This is a genomic window from Nostoc sp. (assembly GCF_036919495.1).
Lineage (GTDB): Bacteria > Cyanobacteriota > Cyanobacteriia > Cyanobacteriales > Nostocaceae > Nostoc.
Map to the genome: position 1 here is coordinate 58,596 of NZ_JBALBZ010000153.1, position 16,010 is coordinate 74,605.

The following is a 16,010-nucleotide window of genomic DNA, read 5'->3' on the forward strand; positions in this document are numbered from 1 at the left end:
AAGTGCCTCGTAAATATACTTAAGCAGCTACTTGTGAGAATGTAAAGATGCGTAGGTGTACCCCATTGTAGAGATTGCTTATGCACATTAATTCCTCAATGCAGACAAATTATTTGGCAATCGACAGATAATACTCAAATCGCTGCCGGAGTTGTTCAACCGTCAAATTTTGAGTCCAGTATTCCACTAGGGCGTGACCAAATGCCCAGGCGTTGCGATCGGGTGAAGCGGAGTTTTCCAGCAGTAGCGGCCAGAGGGATAGCAATTCAAAGTTGAGCGGGTTAGGGTTAGCTGTATTCAAGAGCGTGAAAAGCTCATATCCCATTTGGAGTTTGCCAATCACAATCGGCAATTGTTCCACGGGAATTTGCTGTGCCAGCATATATGCTAGGGCTGGAGATCCGGTTGAGAGTGTAGAAACAAACTGGAGGACGGGACTTTTGAGCAATGACGTTAGTCCCTGTGTTGTTGCCATTTGAAAGGTGTAATGGTCGATGATTTTGGCAGCAGCAATGGTGCGGGCTTCGAGGTTACGCAAAAAGCGGGCGAGACGGAGTTGTTTGGATGGTGCGATCGCATCTACTAATCCCAACGATAGCGCCTCTACTCCCCAAGCAATTCGATTTGTTTTGCCCTCACCTGTAACCACGGGCACAACTAGATTACAAAAGTTTCCCAGCAGTTTTGCACGATACTCAGTAGCTTCTCGAATGGCAATTTCTTTGGCGCGATCGCCCCATTCCCAATCATAAGGGGGTTGCCATTCGCGGATCGGCCGCAGACGATCTACTTGAGTGACAATTGCGATTGCAGGTAAATCTGCAACTTCTGCTTTGATGTCTTGCAAAAAGTCTACATCCATTTGCAAGGCAGGATCGAGGGCTGGGGTGACTAACAAAAGTAAGTCTGCGTTAATGGCATAATCAAGCACCAGATTTCGGAGATCGGCACGGTTGACTTGTTCATAACCAGGTGTATCCCAAAGCGTTAGGGTTTCCCCACTTTCAGTTTGCCATTGATAATTTTGAATGCGATCGGTACTGGGTAAAACATCAACGGCTGCGAGATCCGCCTGAAATAGCGTGTTAATCAGGCTACTTTTACCTGATCCCGTGCGCCCCACCAGGAGAATATTCACGGGTTTTTGCTCAACCACCTTCGCTGGTTCGGCTTGAGTCAGGATTTCTCGGAGGGTTTGGGTTTTTGCCTTGGGTATAGTTGGTGTGGATACTACGGTTGTTGAAACTGGTAATGTAGTACGTCCATAAAGAGCGATCGCCTGCTGACATAAGTTTCTCAGAGCAGCTTCCCGAAATAACTGGCTCAAATTCCCCAATAATTGCTGAGTTGCTTGGTTACTAGAACCCTTGCTGGCTTGTTTTGCCACCGCCGCCACGGGATTTAAGATCCACTGTGCCCAGTTCCAAGCTTTCCAGAATTTCCGAGCCGATGGCTCCAACTTCCGATAGACTTCGTATCCTTGGTATGCTTGCCCAATGGTCACCTGGTTGAGGACAGGAGATAACTTTTGCATCCACCGATCCATATCATCCACCGTTCCCCGAATCAGCCCGTAAGCTTGGGGGACGTAAATATTCAGTAGCGGATATTGGATTTGAGGATTGTAGATATGAGCGATCGCTACAACCAAATCCTGGCATCGCGTCCAAAAAGTTTGCCAATCTTCCCAAATCGGGCGATCGCTTTGTGCTGCTTGCAGAATCTCTTGAAGGGCGGCTTCTGCAAGCTTTGTAACATCACTTCCGACTGGTAACCCGACTGTATCCTCTGCTTTGGATTCTAGTTCTTCTTGGACTTGGGCTAATACAGCTTCCACCTGGTTAACAGCAGGTTGCGTCCATTTGACCAATAGCCAACGCCAACCAACGAATAAAAGGGTGAATACACCCCAAATCCAATTAATGCCCCACGCATGAATTTGCAAACCGGCGGATACCAGTAAGAAAATAATGATAAACGCGATCGGGATTGCTAAGACGACCCACTGCCACGGTTTTAATCGCACCATTGCCCTATACCTGCTTTGGTTAGACTTCTTATATTCCTATTGTCGATCTAAATCTGGCGGTGAGTTCTGGATTACTGCATGTATTAAAGTGTAGTAATCGCTTACACTGGCTGCTAGTTCAAAACATGCGTTGTGGTAAGAGTGGAGATTTACCTGTCTTTAAGATAAGATTTACGTGAATAAATCACAAAAAAGTGCCTTGTGAGCGTTGAATTATGCTTGTAGATTTTACGGTCGAAAACTACCGCTCAATTAAAGAACCTGTAACCCTAAGTGCGGTTGCTCAAAAACAAAGCGCTCGTAAAATAGTTAGAAAAATTACTTAAATTTTTTTAATTAGCTTTATATAATTATTATTTATCATAAAAATTTAAAACATCGTTTTCAGCCACTAGCTGGAAACGATGTTTCAAAGTTTAATCAATCGTCTATACGCAGTAGCTTGCGATAAAACGGTTGTGAAAAATCGGTTGCACGATGACGTTTATAGTTGTCCATAACTTCAATTAAAAAATTAATAAACTCGAAACTAGCCATCATTAGTTCGTAACTCAGGTCAGCATTGCCATCAAATTGGATTCGGCAACGGGTTAAGTCTGAGGGTAAAGTCGCAACATTCCAAGAGGCGACAAAGGGAACATGTTCACTGCCTTCTATCTTCCTCTGTCCCTCCAAGACCCCTTTTTGATAAAGGCTAATGGCAAGAAGTAAAAAATTGCGTTTAGCGCCCTGAACATAAGGTAAATAAACACTGGCTTGTTGTTGAGTGGCAGGCTGGAGTTGGAGTTGGTCAATAGACATTGTTAAATATGCCAACTGGGGATATTAGTGGATGTTAGTAGTATTCCCAAAAGATGTGTCTAAAGCACATAGTGGGAATGGGGAGTGGGGGAATAAAGAGGACAAGGAAGAATTTACTTTCCTATCTCCCCCTTGCCCCATTCCCCAAAAATGAAGTTACTGCTAAGAAATATTAAAATTTCGGTTAGAATAATGCTGCATTAACTTTTATCGACGCTGGGGAAGATAACACTAAAATCCCCACTGTAAAGCGGTGGATGTTATTATTGCTGTTTCTGCCAACAACCAGCTGCTGCTACCTTGTTATTACTTTGCCCAAACCGGAGTTCTCATTGAAGAAAGTCCCACTCTACAAGCTTCCTGCCTAAATGGCTATCAAAGGATCAAGCATCTGTCTAAGAGTAGCAAAGGTGGTTAAGATGAGGTAATTACGCAGAGTGACAGTAACAACAAAGGTAGCCCCAGCAGCTTTTGGCTTAGGGATAGCGGGTATTGCAGTTTGCCCATTCCGATTAATATCGGGAAAAGTAGCTTAGGGATATTTGTCCGTAAAATTACTAACTGTAGACAAATACTGGTTTTTGAATCAAGCAACCTAAACTATGCCAGCGAATTCCTGGCCCGAAGAAGATTCTTATCAAGAGCTTGATCCGCTCAACTCCTTATTGTCTGACCTATCAGCAGATGAGGAGTCAGGTTTAGAGACAGATCCTGTGTCTCTAACACCCCGGTTTCAAGGTCGTAGACGCAAAGCGGCTCTAGTCTTGACTATCGTCTGGAGTAGCACGATCGCTCTACATTTAGTTTCTTGGGCTTCTATATTTATTCTAGGACTGACCACCATTCTAGGATTTCATGCCTTGGTGGTAGTGTTTACTAAATCCCGTCGTTATCCAAAAGAAATACAGGGAGATTTACCCTCTGTATCTGTATTAGTGGCTGCAAAAAATGAGGAAGCGGTAATTGCTAAATTAGTTAAAAATCTTTGTAATCTGGAATATCCAGGTGGGCAATACGAAGTATGGATAATTGACGATCACAGCAGTGATAGCACGCCACGATTATTAGCAGAACTCCAACAGAAACACGAGCAACTGAAAGTACTAAGGCGTTCAGCAGAAGCTACTGGTGGCAAGTCGGGCGCGTTGAATCAGGTACTGCCACTGACAAAGGGCGATATTATAGCAGTATTTGATGCTGATGCCCAAGTCACACCAGATTTACTGCAACAGGTAATACCTTTATTTCAAAGAGAAAAGGTGGGGGCGGTGCAGGTACGAAAAGCGATCGCCAACGCTAAAACAAACTTTTGGACTAAGGGTCAAATGGCCGAAATGGCACTTGATACTTGGTTTCAGCAACAGCGAACCGCCCTTGGTGGCATTGGCGAACTGCGCGGCAATGGTCAATTTGTCCGGCGTTCAGCCTTGGAAAGCTGCGGTGGTTGGAATGAAGAAACCATTACCGATGATTTGGATTTGACAATCCGCTTACATTTGGATAACTGGGATATTGAGTGTGTTTTCCATCCAGCAGTGCAAGAAGAAGGAGTCACAAGTGCGATCGCACTTTGGCATCAGCGCAACCGTTGGGCAGAAGGCGGTTATCAACGCTATTTGGATTATTGGGATTTAATTCTCAAAAACCGGATGGGAACGCGCAAAAGCTGGGATTTGCTGATTTTTATGCTGATTATGTATATCTTACCCACAGCAGCAGTCCCAGATTTATTAATGGCGATCGCTCGTCATCGTCCACCAATATTAAGCCCCATCACAGGCTTGTCTATTTCTATGTCGATGGTAGGGATGTTTACAGGTTTAAGGCGCATCCGTCAAGATCCGAAATTCCCACTTTCTACATATTTTCTGATGCTGGTGCAAACCCTGCGTGGCAGTTTATATATGTTGCACTGGTTAGTCGTTATGAGCAGTACTACCGCCCGGATGTCGGTAAGACCAAAGCGCCTAAAATGGGTGAAAACTTTGCATACGGGGAATGGGGAATAGGGAATGGGGACTGGGGACTGGGGACTGGGAAGGAAATATAGTTATAAATTTTCTTCAATCTTTAATCCCTAATTCCCAATTCCTAATCCCCAATCCCTTCTATTCATCATCAACTTCTGCTTCCTCTACCCATTCAGGTGTAGTCATAGAATCGGAGAATTCCGGGAAATCATCTGCAAAACGGATAATTTGTCCGTTGAAAAATTCTGCTAGACGTTGAGCTGCGATCGCTACTTCGTCAGGTTCCCAATCAGGTGTGGGTGTTCGCTTTGGAGTTGGAGGCAAAGCTTGCACCCCATTTCCATTTAGGCCATTTCGATTTCCGCCATTTCCATTTGCCCCATTTCCATTTACGCCATTTCCATTTTTTGCTGCTGTCGGTGCTGATGGTGGAGTGGTTGGCTGTGGTGCTGGCACTGAAGACGGAATTTGCTGGTTATAACTGGGAGTTGGTGGTTGCTGAGAGCGAGTAGAGTCTTTCGGGGGTGGATTTTTTTTGGCTGAGGTAGGAGTTGCAGAACTGACTTGTTCCAGATTTACCTGAACTTCACGTTGAAAAGTCTGCTGGAAAGCTGCTTTCATCATCGGGAGATCAGATTTAAGTGTTTCATACCATTTAGCCCCTTTAACAGCAATACGCGCGACAGTACCGTTAAACTCTATTAGCTGGCACATTTGCCCCAGTAAAGCTTGCCTGGAAGGCATGGGAAAATTAGCACGCACTTGTTGCCAAACCTGAGTTAAGTCATATTCTGCTTCCCCAACAACTTCTTCTTCCTCAACAACTTCTGAAGTCACTGGTTCAAGGTTCGCAGGTGGCACGGGTACTGATACAGGTTCTGGGGTTGGTGGTGAAACTGAGTTAGCAACAGAATTGTGATTTGTTTGCCGTTCAACTGGGGGAGATGAAGTAACGGGCTGATTTTGGGCAGCCGCTAGATGATTGTTTACAGAATTATGATTTTTTTGCGGTTCAGCTATCGGTAAAGAAGAGACTGCATGATTTTGGGTAACTGCTGGAGAATAGCTTGGAGATACAACAGGTGTGTTGACTCGCTGCGTACTTGGGGCTTGTGGCTGAATAATCGTCGCACTGGGTAACAATCCTAGTAATGTTACTTCCAACCACAAACGCGGCTGAGTGGTATTTTTAATTTGTACTTCAGCTTCTCGCAAGTGTTTTTGTCCTGCCAAAATCACGCTCATATCGAAGTATTGAGCAAATTCAACCAGCGCTGTCCAGGTTTGCTGAGTACAAGCAACCAAATCGTGGCGATTGGGTGCGGTTTTAGCAATGAGTAAATCGCGGTAGAAGGCGGCGAGATTTTGCAGAAGAGTTAGCGGTTCTCGACCACGATCTAGAATGTAGTGGGTACAGTCTAGAACTGCTTCGGGTTTATCTTGAGCGATCGCATTTAACAGCCCCAGCAAGTCCTGTTCGCTTACTGTTCCCACCAAATCCCAAACTCGATCCGGTGTCACTTCACCCGCTAATAAACCCAATTGGTCAAGTAGACTTTCGGCATCTCGTAACCCTCCCTGAGCAAGTTGGCCTACCAGGGTTACAGCGTCGGGTGAAATATGAATATTTTCTTTAGAAGCGATCGCACTTAAATGCTTTACCATCGCCTCTAACTGAATGCGTCTAAAATCAAACCTTTGACAGCGCGAAATAATTGTTGGTAACACCCGTTGCGGGTCTGTTGTCGCCAACACAAAAACTACGTGTCTTGGTGGTTCTTCTAATGTCTTTAATAGCGCGTTGAATGCCTGGGTACTGAGCATGTGGCATTCATCAATAACATAAACCTTATAGCGACACTGCACAGGAGCAAACTGGGCTTTTTCAATCAACTCGCGGATATTATCAACACCAGTATTACTCGCAGCGTCGATTTCAATTATGTCTAAGGCATAGCCTTTAGTGATTCCTTGACAAACTTCACACACGCCACAGGGTTCAGCAGTAGGCTTGTCACTTTTGAGACAATTAAGAGATTTAGCCAGAATCCGCGCACTAGAAGTTTTCCCCGTACCTCTAGGCCCAGTGAATAAATAGGCAGGGGCAATTTTGGATGTGCCGATCGCATTCGTGAGGGTGGTAGCGATCGCCTCTTGACCCACCAGTTCAGCAAAACTTTTGGGGCGATATTTGTGGTGCAGGGGTTCGTAAGACATGGAAATATAGACTTCAATGCCTTTCAAAGTTAATTAGTAGCACCGAGTCAAGTTTAGGATTCAACTATTTTAGACTCTTGTACCTGCTTGGTTTGTACATATTGCCAGAGCTACTGCGCTCAACTAATGCCGTGAATTTTGGCACTCAGGAAAGCAAGTAACTAAAGCTTATCTTTTACTATGATTTCAATATCAAAGTATTGGAATTATAGCATACCATTTAGTACATTTGTTCTATTTAAGATAGGGGAAGAATTTCTAACTCTTGACCCATGACCAATGACAAATGCCCAAAGAATTTTAATGACTGAACTAGCGCCATAGTCCAGTGCGATCGCTACAATCTTAGGATAAGCAAAACTCAATGGTGCAGCAGATGCTCAAGCGGCTATTAAAATGGCTCAAAAAGCTTTTTCAGAGCTTGTTCGGTGGAAAACAGACTGCTTCAAAATCTAGAGGAAATGTGCCAAAAGAACCAGCGCCACCCTTAAGCGATACGGATCTGGAATTTCTCTTCAACGAACTGTTGCAAGGAGTACATCAAGCACGAGGGGAAGCTTGGGCACAAAAGTGGCTGCATAATATTGAACATCGCATCCCAACTGAAGACTGGGTTGAGTGGTTAAGGCGCTTTGGCGACAGATTGCTAGCATCACCTACACCCAATAATGAAATAGCTGCACGCTTAGTGCAATTGGGTGAGTTGAACATCGGAGAAATCGGAGATGTTGCCTATAGTATCGGGATGCAGTTGTTAACACGCAATCAAGGCGAACCGATTTGGGAATATGAAGGGCCAGATGCTTTTAGCACAACGATACCATCTGAGCCAAGCGTCCCCATATCAGAGTCAGTAGATACCCCAGAGAACTCCCCAGAGGCCCCAGAGGGAGAATACCAAACTGTCACCCTAGAAGAGTTGTTTGTGATGTTGCAGCAAGATGAAAACTTACGCCAGCAGATTGCTCAACAGCTTGCCGTTGAGACAGATGATCCAGAACTGCTTGTCCAGGCATTAATCAATCAATTATATCCTGCCGGTCAATCGACCACAGAGCAAACAGAAAATTAACCACTTGGCATCAAGAGTCGAATCAGGGAATTGTAACGTTGTAATACTCTACTCTTGAAGTTTTGTATATTTTTTGCTAACGTGCGACGGAAGCCCTGTCCCGATCTAATGGATTTTTACGTAATTGATGATTTTTTTAACACAACGATGGCTACAATCTAGAAAAACAAAATCCAATAGTGTGGCAGATGCTCAGGCGGATATCGCAGTCGCTTAGAAGGTTTTTAAAGCGCCTCATTGAAAGTAAGCAGGCTAGTTCTCTCAAGGGTGCGAGAGGACACAATCTGGTGGAGATGCTACCAGAACTAACCAATGCGGATCTGGAACAATTGTTTATCCAATTGTTAGAAGGCGTGCATCAAGCACGAGGACGACAGTGGGCATTGAGGTATCTGCAACGGGTAGAAAATCGCATTCCGGCTGAACGCTGGATAGACTGGTTGGTGATGTTTGGCGAAAGCTTGCTAGCTTCACCGACACCAAATCCGCTTTTAGCAGCAAGGATGGTGCAATTAGGGGAACTTGGTGTTGGCAGAATTGGAGATGTTGCTTATGACATTGGCATCCGCCTGATGCAAAACTCACCTACACAGATAGAGGATGACGAAAATTATCCAGAAGAGGATTTAGAAATCACTCCTGGGGAAGAACTGATCCGCAATTTAGGCGAACAGTTATGGGAGTATGATGAACCAGATGTAATAGAAACTACTCCAGGGCTTGAACTGATCCGCAATTTAGGCGAGCAGTTATGGGAGTATGATGAGCCAGATGTGGTAGAAATCACAACCAATGAAGAAATTATCCCAACTTCGCCTGGGCAAGAGTTAATCCGCAGCTTAGGTGAGCAATTATGGGAATATGATGAACCAGATGTTGAACCAATAACGTCAGCGCCTGAAAATGCCTCTTTTGAGGAAACAATCACCAAAAATTTAGAGGAACTGGTATTGGAGTATGAAAAGGAAGATGCCCAAACCACAATACCCGAAAATTTCCCTCTCCCCGCAGCAGAAGATTCAATCACCTCATTAGCCCAACTGAGGTTTGATGATGAAGAAGTTGTTCAACGTACAACAGGAGCAAATCTCCTCTCTACTAGAGAAAGAAGTGAATTAATAACTTCTCCCTCAGTGGAAACCTGGGATAACACTTTGACCAATTTAGAGCCAAATGTTGCTAATACATTAGATGAGTTGTGGGTGAGATTGGATCAAAGTACCAATTTAGTCCAGCAACTTGCTTCTAATTTGGCAGTTCAAAGCAGCAATTCCCCTGGTATAATTGAGCGACATAGCGATAATCCTGTTACCCAGGCTCAAGGGTGGTTTTATCAAGGTCTAAGCCAAGCGAAAACAGGTGATTTGTTAGGCGCGCTCGCATCTTATGACCAAGCCATTGAACTTCAACCAGAATTCTCAGAATATTGGTTTAACCGAGGCTTGACGCTGTTCCATTTAGAACGTTTTGATGAAGCGATCGCATGTTACGAAACCGCCACACAACTAAAACCCGACTTCTACAAAGCTTGGTATAACCGGGGTGGAACTCTCGGAGAATTAGGATATTTTGAAGAAGCGATCGCTTCTTTTGACAAAGCCATAGAAATCAAGCCAGATTACCAAGAAGCTTGGTCTAGTAAGGGTTTGGCACTGCTGAAATTAGGTTGGCTACCCGAAGCTATTTCTAGTTATGACCAAGCCCTACATTTGGAACCAGAAGACCAAGAAAACTGGTATCACCGAGGTATAGCCCTAGCTGTCGGCGAACAATTTGCCGAAGCGATTATATCTTACGACAAAGCGCTAGAAATTAACCCAGAGTATCACGAAGTTTGGATAGACCGGGGTGTAGTGCTGTTTAATTTAGGAAGATGGTCAGAAGCGATCGCCTCCTGGGATAAAGCACTGTCAGTTCAATCCGACTTCTACTTAGCTTGGTACAACCGGGGCATAGCGTTAGACAACTTAGGACGTAGACAAGAAGCGATCGCCTCCTATCAACAAACAATCGCCATTAAACCCGACTTCCACTTAGCTTGGTATAATCAGGCAGTAGCATTGTTTTATTTAGAACAATTTGCCGAAGCGATCGCCTGTTATGACAACGCTTTGCAAATTAAACAAGATTATTGGGAAGCTTGGATTGGTCGGGGAACTGCGATCGGTCATTTAGTGAACTCTGAGGCATTGCTGATTTCGAGTAGTATAACAGCGACAAATCCCGCCTTACAACAGGGCGGCTACGAAGGGAAACTAGCTAGCTACGAGGAAGGGTTAAAGCATCTGCGAACAGATACCCATCCAGAAGGTTGGGGTAGATTGCATTTTGCGATCGCTAATACTTACTATGACCAAGGCAAAAAAAATACTAATCCCCGCGATTATTGGCGCAAAGCCGCATCTGAGTACCATCAGGCGTTGTTAACCCTCACACTAGAATATTTTCCCCAGTTGCACCTAGAGGTTTTGCAATCTCTAAGCAAAGTGCTGATGGGTTTGGGACAAACAACACAAGTTCAAGAATTGCTACAACGTGGTACAGATTTATTACGACAATTGCTGAGTGAAGAAACTCGCTCAGACGAAAGTAAAAAACAGTTAGCCTTGAAATTTGCAGGCTTTGATCAATTAGCAGTTGATCTAGCCGTAGAGTCCGGTGATTTAGTTGAAGCCTGGGAAATTGCCGAACAAGGCAAAAATGCTTGTTTAAACTGGCTGCTTTATGGCTGGAATGACAGTATTTACTCGCCTTATTATGGCGCAATTCAACAACTATTCAATCCCACAACAGCAATTATTTACTGGCATATTAGTCCAGTTGCCTTACACACATTTATTCTCAAAGACCAAGCGCCATCACCGATTCTTCTATTTACACCCATGCAAGATACTGGGGCAATACCTTTAGGAGAAGACGCTATTCGCCTCAATGAATTACCCCTACCCGAAGCAGTACAACGCTTAATTGAATTTGAAACTTGGCTAGAAGATTGGCATCAACAATACCAAGAATATCGCAGCACGACCCAAGACAAAGAAAGTAAAAGCCAGCATTCTTGGCGAGTTGATATGGAACAGAAGCTGTTGCAACTGTATGAAATTCTGAATATTTCCACAATTGCACAGGAACTCGAAGGCATCAGCCAACTGGTTTTAATTCCTCACCGTGACTTGTACAGATTACCCATTCATACCCTTTTCCATCTTCCTTCCTCATCGCCGGAAGAATTGCCGAATGTGGAATCAAATTTCAGCGTTACCTATCTACCTAGTGCCCAAATCGGTTTATCAATAAGAACTGAAGATATCTGGCAGTGGCAAAATCAATTATTGCTCAGTATTGAACATCCTGAAAGTACAGGTTATCCCACGCTTAAATTTGCCAAACTTGAGTCGGAAGTTGTTAGCCAGATGTTCAATAATATTCAACGAATTCAGGGGTCAGAAGCCACAAAAAATATTGTTGAAAATGCCTTATTTGATAATTACAATATTTTTCATTTTACAGGTAATGTCATTAATAATTTGGCTGAACCCAAAAAATCAGAATTAGCATTAGCAGGTGAAGACAAACTTACTCTAGATGAAATCTGCCAACAAAATCTAGCAAGTTACAACCTGATTACCCTCTCTGCTTGTGAAAATTTAACTACTAGCAACCACACTATCAGCAGCGAATATGTAAGTTTAGTGACTGGTTTTGTGAGTCAAGGCGTTCCTCATGTAGTAAGTACTCTCTGGAGTGTAGAATCTTCAGCTAGTGCCTTGGTAATGATAGAGTTTTACCGACGATTACAGCCCAATAAATCAGCAGTTACAGCCTTAGCTGAAGCAACCCGATGGCTGAAAGAATTAACTGCTGGAGAACTGACAAAATGGTATGAAGATGTCTTGAATAATCTGCATCCTGAAGAAGTACGAATTCAAACTTATTTAGCAACACAACTATATAGAAATAGTAAAATGGCATCAGATAAAAATCTTTATAATCATCCTTATTACTGGGCAGCATTCACGATTACAGGTAAACCGAATTAATCATTTGTGCTTATGTGGACTAAATAATAAGGTATTTAATCCACCATTGTTGAGTTTAGTTACTAATGACCGACGCAGTTAAACCTTGACTCGTCGTCGGAGTCAGCTTTACTCCTGATCAATTTTTTCGATATCATCAGGTGTACCAGTGGCAGAAATTTTTGATGTGCCAGATTTACCTGCACCTGAGTTGCCGCCAGAAGCGCCAGCACCCCCTGAGTGTTTAGAATCCGTGTTGCCTTGTTCATCTTGAAGCTGTTCAAGGCGGTTTTTTTCTTGGGCTTTATCTTTTTGGTCAGCCATATCTTATTTACATTTTTCAAAGTAGCGATCGCTCTTAACTCTAGCATTTTCCCGATTCTTGCGACACCAGAGACAAATGCTTTTAATTGAGGCTTCTGGACTGCGTTGCTGGCAATAGCTCACTCCCTTTAAGACTAGCTTGTTGATTTTTGGGTTATGATATATTCCCCAAATCTATGAGCAAACATGGTGCTGGCAAACGTGATTTTAACAGAATTAGTGGGGCGATGAGCAGGAGCGAAAGCTGGCTTTAAATAAGAAAGTTTAATTAAGCCTAATCTAACTCCCTGCGTCCTTCCAATGCCCTTGCTAGAGTCACTTCGTCGGCGTACTCCAAATCACCACCTACAGGCAAACCAAAGGCAATCCGCGTCACCTTGGTAAATGGTTTCAATAGCTGACCGATATACAGGGTTGTTGTTTCCCCTTCTACACTTGGACTAATTGCCAGAATTACTTCTTGAGGTTTTTGCTGACTCACTCGGCGCTGCAAAGCCAGTATAGTCAACTGTTCTGGGCCAATTCCATCAATTGGCGAAATCACCCCACCCAAAACGTGATATTTACCTTTGTATTCACGGGTTTTTTCCAGCGCAATCACATCGCGCGGATCTGCTACGACACAAATAGTTTTGTTGTCACGATTGGCATTGCGGCAGATTTCACAAACAGGTTCAGCAGATAGGTGAAAGCAAACAGAACACAAGCCTATCTGTTTTTTTGCCTCAATCAGCGCTTGTGCCAAAGCTTCTACTTCTGCTTCTGGTCGCTTCAAAATATGCAAAGCCAGTCGTTGGGCAGATTTGGGCCCAACTCCCGGTAGGCGTTGCAATTGCTCAATTAACCGTGCTAAAGGGCGTGCGTAAACCGTTGTCTTATCTCCAGAATGTTTTTACCTTAACTATGATGACATTCCTACAGACTTTTGGAAGGAAGCGTTTTTGATTGAGTGATGAATCGCGTCTAGAGACACAATTCATCCGGTTTTATGGTTTTATCAACCAGGCGGCCAGTTCAACTGCCGACCTCCTAAAATATGCAGATGTAAGTGGTGGACTGTCTGGCCACCATCATCACCAGTGTTGATCACAACTCGATAACCGTTTTCCAGTCCAGCTTCTTTTGCAACACGTTTGGCGGTTAACAAAAGATGCCCCAACAAAGCATGATCCTGAGATTCAGCATCAGCTAGTGTGGGAATCGGTTTTTTGGGAATGACAAGGATGTGAACTGGCGCTTGGGGATGGATATCTTTGAATGCTAAGGCTAAATTATCCTCATAAACAATATCAACGGGAATTTCCCGACGAATGATTTTGCTGAAAATCGTTTCTGTAGTTTCACTCATACCAATCTACCTAATCATCTGCTAGAGATTTTAAAAGTTTACTGTAGCAACTAGATCATTCACACAAAAAAATTTTGCAAGAGTTCTTAAGCTAAAAAACATCTAATTTGCGTAATCGAATTAAATATATAGGAATCATATTTGATTTCTGAAAAAATCTCAGTAGTCTTGTAGGGTGTGTTACGGCTTCCGTAACGCACCATCCGAAGGTTTTGGTGCGTTAGCCTACGGCTTAACACACCCTACGTATATTTCAAAAATCAAATACTAGTCCTATAACTCTTGTGGGGTGGGCATCCTGCCCGCCCAGTATATGAAATTTAAATGTGGAACAGCTTATCATTAGAAGTACATAGAAGCAAAGCGGTGATGGGGTCGCAGTCTTCTCTTTAAGGGAGACGCTAAGAGCGATAGCGGTTAACTTATAATCAAAATAACTTGCCTTTAGGAGATTGACTTTCATGACATATATCTCCCCAAAAAGCCTCACTTTTGAAAATTTTCTTTCCCAATATCGAGATAATCCCCGCTATGAATTAGCAGACGGAGAACTAATTGACATGGAACCCACTGGGCCACACGAAACGGTAAGTGGCAAACTTGCAACCCAAGTTGGGATCTACCTTGTTGCACAACAACTCCCCTGGTTTATTCCTCGCACTTGTTTAATTTATCCTTTTGCAGATATAGCTACAGCTCGTCGTCCTGATGTTGTAGTTCTTGATGAAACCGTTATTGACCGTGAGCCTCTGTGGGAGCGAGAACCCGTAATTACAATGGGACGCTCAATTAAATTGGTGGTGGAAGTTGTTAGCACCAACTGGGAAACCGACTATGCAAGGAAAGTTGAAGAATATGCACTTTTAGGCATTCCTGAATATTGGATTGTAGATTATCGGGGATTGGGCGGTGTAGCATTTATTGGTAAACCTAAACAACCTACATTCACTATTTGTCAATTAGTTGAAGACACCTATATTCAAGAACAATACCGACTAAATCAAGCAATTAATTCGCCGCTTTTACGTGGCTTGCAACTTCGCTTAGATGATATTCTCCCTCGTTAAATGCATGTAGACAGTTGAGGTGCGTAGGCGTAGCCCGTCGTAGACATCGCCTTAACGAGATTATGATTATTAATGGTGTGTTGCCTGCTTAAACTTTATCAGCAGAATGCGATCGCCTCTAGTAAAGCACTGTCAGTTCATGAAGATTGGGTTAAGCGATTTGTATAATCACGAATCTGGTTGGTACTATTACTTAATAATTCTTCTATGCTTAAGCTCCATAAACTAATTCTATTCTCAGAATTAGCTACCGCGATCGCACTGTTATCATTCTGTGAACTACAATATATAAAAGCAGCAGTAATAGAAAAATTATTATTTACTTCAATAGTCTGTAGCAAACTTCCATCAACCGTATTCCAGAGTCTTATGGTTTGCTCATGGCTAATTGAAGCAAGAATATCACTATCAGGAATAAAAACGATACTCATCACAAGACTGTCAAAATTTCCTTTAAGTATTTGCTGATACTTATTATTATGATTCCAAAGTTCAATTTGGTGAGCGTGATTTTCTGTCATACTAGCTATAGCAATTAGCCTGCCATCAGGGCTAAAACTGACATAGTAAGCAGCACTTTGATACTCTCTATGGGCGAGCAAGTCACCGTTAAGATCCCACAGCTTCACAGTATTGTCAGCACTAGCTGTAACAATCATTGTTCCTTGAGGGCTGAAAGTGACCATATTAACCTGTTCAGTATGCTTTGCTAAAATCCTGCTTTCATCATCATCAATATTCCAAAGTATTACTATTCCATCAAGATAGCCTACTGCAATTTATGTGCCTTTTGGATTAAAACTTATACTCCGCACAAAACTGTTATGTTCTGAAAAGCTTTCTTTCTTCTTGCCTTTAAAATTCCAAATTTTTACTTCATTTTGACTAGCTGTAGCAATAGTTTTTCCATCTGGGATAAATTTAATATCAATATAAAAAACCCTGTCATCATAATATTTAAAGCTACTTATCAATTCGCCATTATGATGCCAAAGTTTGACAGTTCCATCTGCACTAGCTGTAGCAATTGTCTTACCATCCTGACTAAAATTAATCTTTAAAATTTCACTAAGTAGGTGGGCGGGAAAATTTATAACTATGTAACGAAAATTTAACCAGAGAAATTAGAGTTAAATTTAATACGTCGCGTACTGTAGTTGCCT

At 42.9% G+C, this 16,010-nt stretch carries 13 protein-coding genes; 5 read left to right on the forward strand and 8 right to left on the reverse strand.

The window, feature by feature from the left end; genetic code table 11:
- Positions 1–109: 109 nt before the first annotated feature.
- Both V7K25_RS22115 and ebsA read right to left on the reverse strand, forming a co-directional pair.
- On the reverse strand, positions 110–2,029 hold the full coding sequence (locus V7K25_RS22115; protein WP_335160600.1) for a GTPase family protein: 1,920 nt from the start codon (positions 2,027–2,029) through the stop codon (positions 110–112).
- Positions 2,030–2,449: 420 nt separating this feature from the next.
- Entirely contained in the window at positions 2,450–2,830 is a 381-nt protein-coding gene (gene ebsA, locus V7K25_RS22120) for a type IV pilus biogenesis protein EbsA (protein ID WP_335160601.1), read from the reverse strand.
- A 253-nt stretch (positions 2,831–3,083) separates the two neighbouring features.
- On the opposite strand from ebsA, the gene V7K25_RS22125 reads away from it, so the two are divergent.
- Both V7K25_RS22125 and V7K25_RS22130 read left to right on the forward strand, forming a co-directional pair.
- Positions 3,084–3,248, forward strand: coding sequence for a hypothetical protein (locus V7K25_RS22125; protein ID WP_335160602.1), 165 nt, complete (start codon positions 3,084–3,086; stop codon positions 3,246–3,248).
- Between the two features lie 184 nt (positions 3,249–3,432).
- A complete protein-coding gene (locus V7K25_RS22130) occupies positions 3,433–4,839 on the forward strand; it encodes a glycosyltransferase (protein ID WP_335160603.1) in 1,407 nt (468 codons plus the stop codon).
- A 99-nt stretch (positions 4,840–4,938) separates the two neighbouring features.
- Here the strand turns inward: V7K25_RS22130 and V7K25_RS22135 are convergent, their stop codons facing one another.
- The gene (locus tag V7K25_RS22135) at positions 4,939–7,017 is read right to left on the reverse strand and encodes a DNA polymerase III subunit gamma/tau (protein WP_335160611.1); all 2,079 of its coding nucleotides are present in this window, start codon (positions 7,015–7,017) and stop codon (positions 4,939–4,941) included.
- A 376-nt stretch (positions 7,018–7,393) separates the two neighbouring features.
- On the opposite strand from V7K25_RS22135, the gene V7K25_RS22140 reads away from it, so the two are divergent.
- Positions 7,394–8,089 carry a hypothetical protein gene (locus V7K25_RS22140; protein WP_335160612.1) on the forward strand — a complete coding sequence of 232 codons (696 nt, stop codon included), beginning with the start codon at positions 7,394–7,396 and terminating at the stop codon, positions 8,087–8,089.
- A gap of 188 nt (positions 8,090–8,277) precedes the next feature.
- Positions 8,278–12,129 carry a CHAT domain-containing protein gene (locus tag V7K25_RS22145; protein WP_335160604.1) on the forward strand — a complete coding sequence of 1,284 codons (3,852 nt, stop codon included), beginning with the start codon at positions 8,278–8,280 and terminating at the stop codon, positions 12,127–12,129.
- 108 nt (positions 12,130–12,237) lie between these two features.
- Here the strand turns inward: V7K25_RS22145 and V7K25_RS22150 are convergent, their stop codons facing one another.
- From V7K25_RS22150 to V7K25_RS22160, 3 genes are all read right to left on the reverse strand, one after another.
- The gene (locus V7K25_RS22150) at positions 12,238–12,432 is read right to left on the reverse strand and encodes a hypothetical protein (RefSeq protein WP_335160605.1); all 195 of its coding nucleotides are present in this window, start codon (positions 12,430–12,432) and stop codon (positions 12,238–12,240) included.
- 274 nt (positions 12,433–12,706) lie between these two features.
- The gene (gene recR / locus V7K25_RS22155; protein ID WP_335160606.1) at positions 12,707–13,264 is read right to left on the reverse strand and encodes a recombination mediator RecR; all 558 of its coding nucleotides are present in this window, start codon (positions 13,262–13,264) and stop codon (positions 12,707–12,709) included.
- Positions 13,265–13,429: 165 nt separating this feature from the next.
- Positions 13,430–13,780: a histidine triad nucleotide-binding protein gene (locus V7K25_RS22160; protein ID WP_335160607.1), complete on the reverse strand. Its 351-nt coding sequence runs from the start codon at positions 13,778–13,780 to the stop codon at positions 13,430–13,432.
- Positions 13,781–14,241: 461 nt separating this feature from the next.
- Here V7K25_RS22160 and V7K25_RS22165 point away from each other — a divergent pair, with 461 nt between their 5' ends.
- Positions 14,242–14,847 (forward strand): Uma2 family endonuclease, encoded by a 606-nt coding sequence (locus V7K25_RS22165; protein WP_335160608.1) that lies wholly within the window; start codon positions 14,242–14,244, stop codon positions 14,845–14,847.
- 137 nt (positions 14,848–14,984) lie between these two features.
- Here V7K25_RS22165 and V7K25_RS22170 read toward each other — a convergent pair whose 3' ends face one another.
- Positions 14,985–15,626: a WD40 repeat domain-containing protein gene (locus V7K25_RS22170; protein WP_335160613.1), complete on the reverse strand. Its 642-nt coding sequence runs from the start codon at positions 15,624–15,626 to the stop codon at positions 14,985–14,987.
- Complete coding sequence (locus tag V7K25_RS31690; protein WP_442948107.1) at positions 15,627–15,947, reverse strand: WD40 repeat domain-containing protein; 321 nt, start codon at positions 15,945–15,947, stop codon at positions 15,627–15,629.
- Between the last annotated feature and the right edge of the window lie 63 nt (positions 15,948–16,010).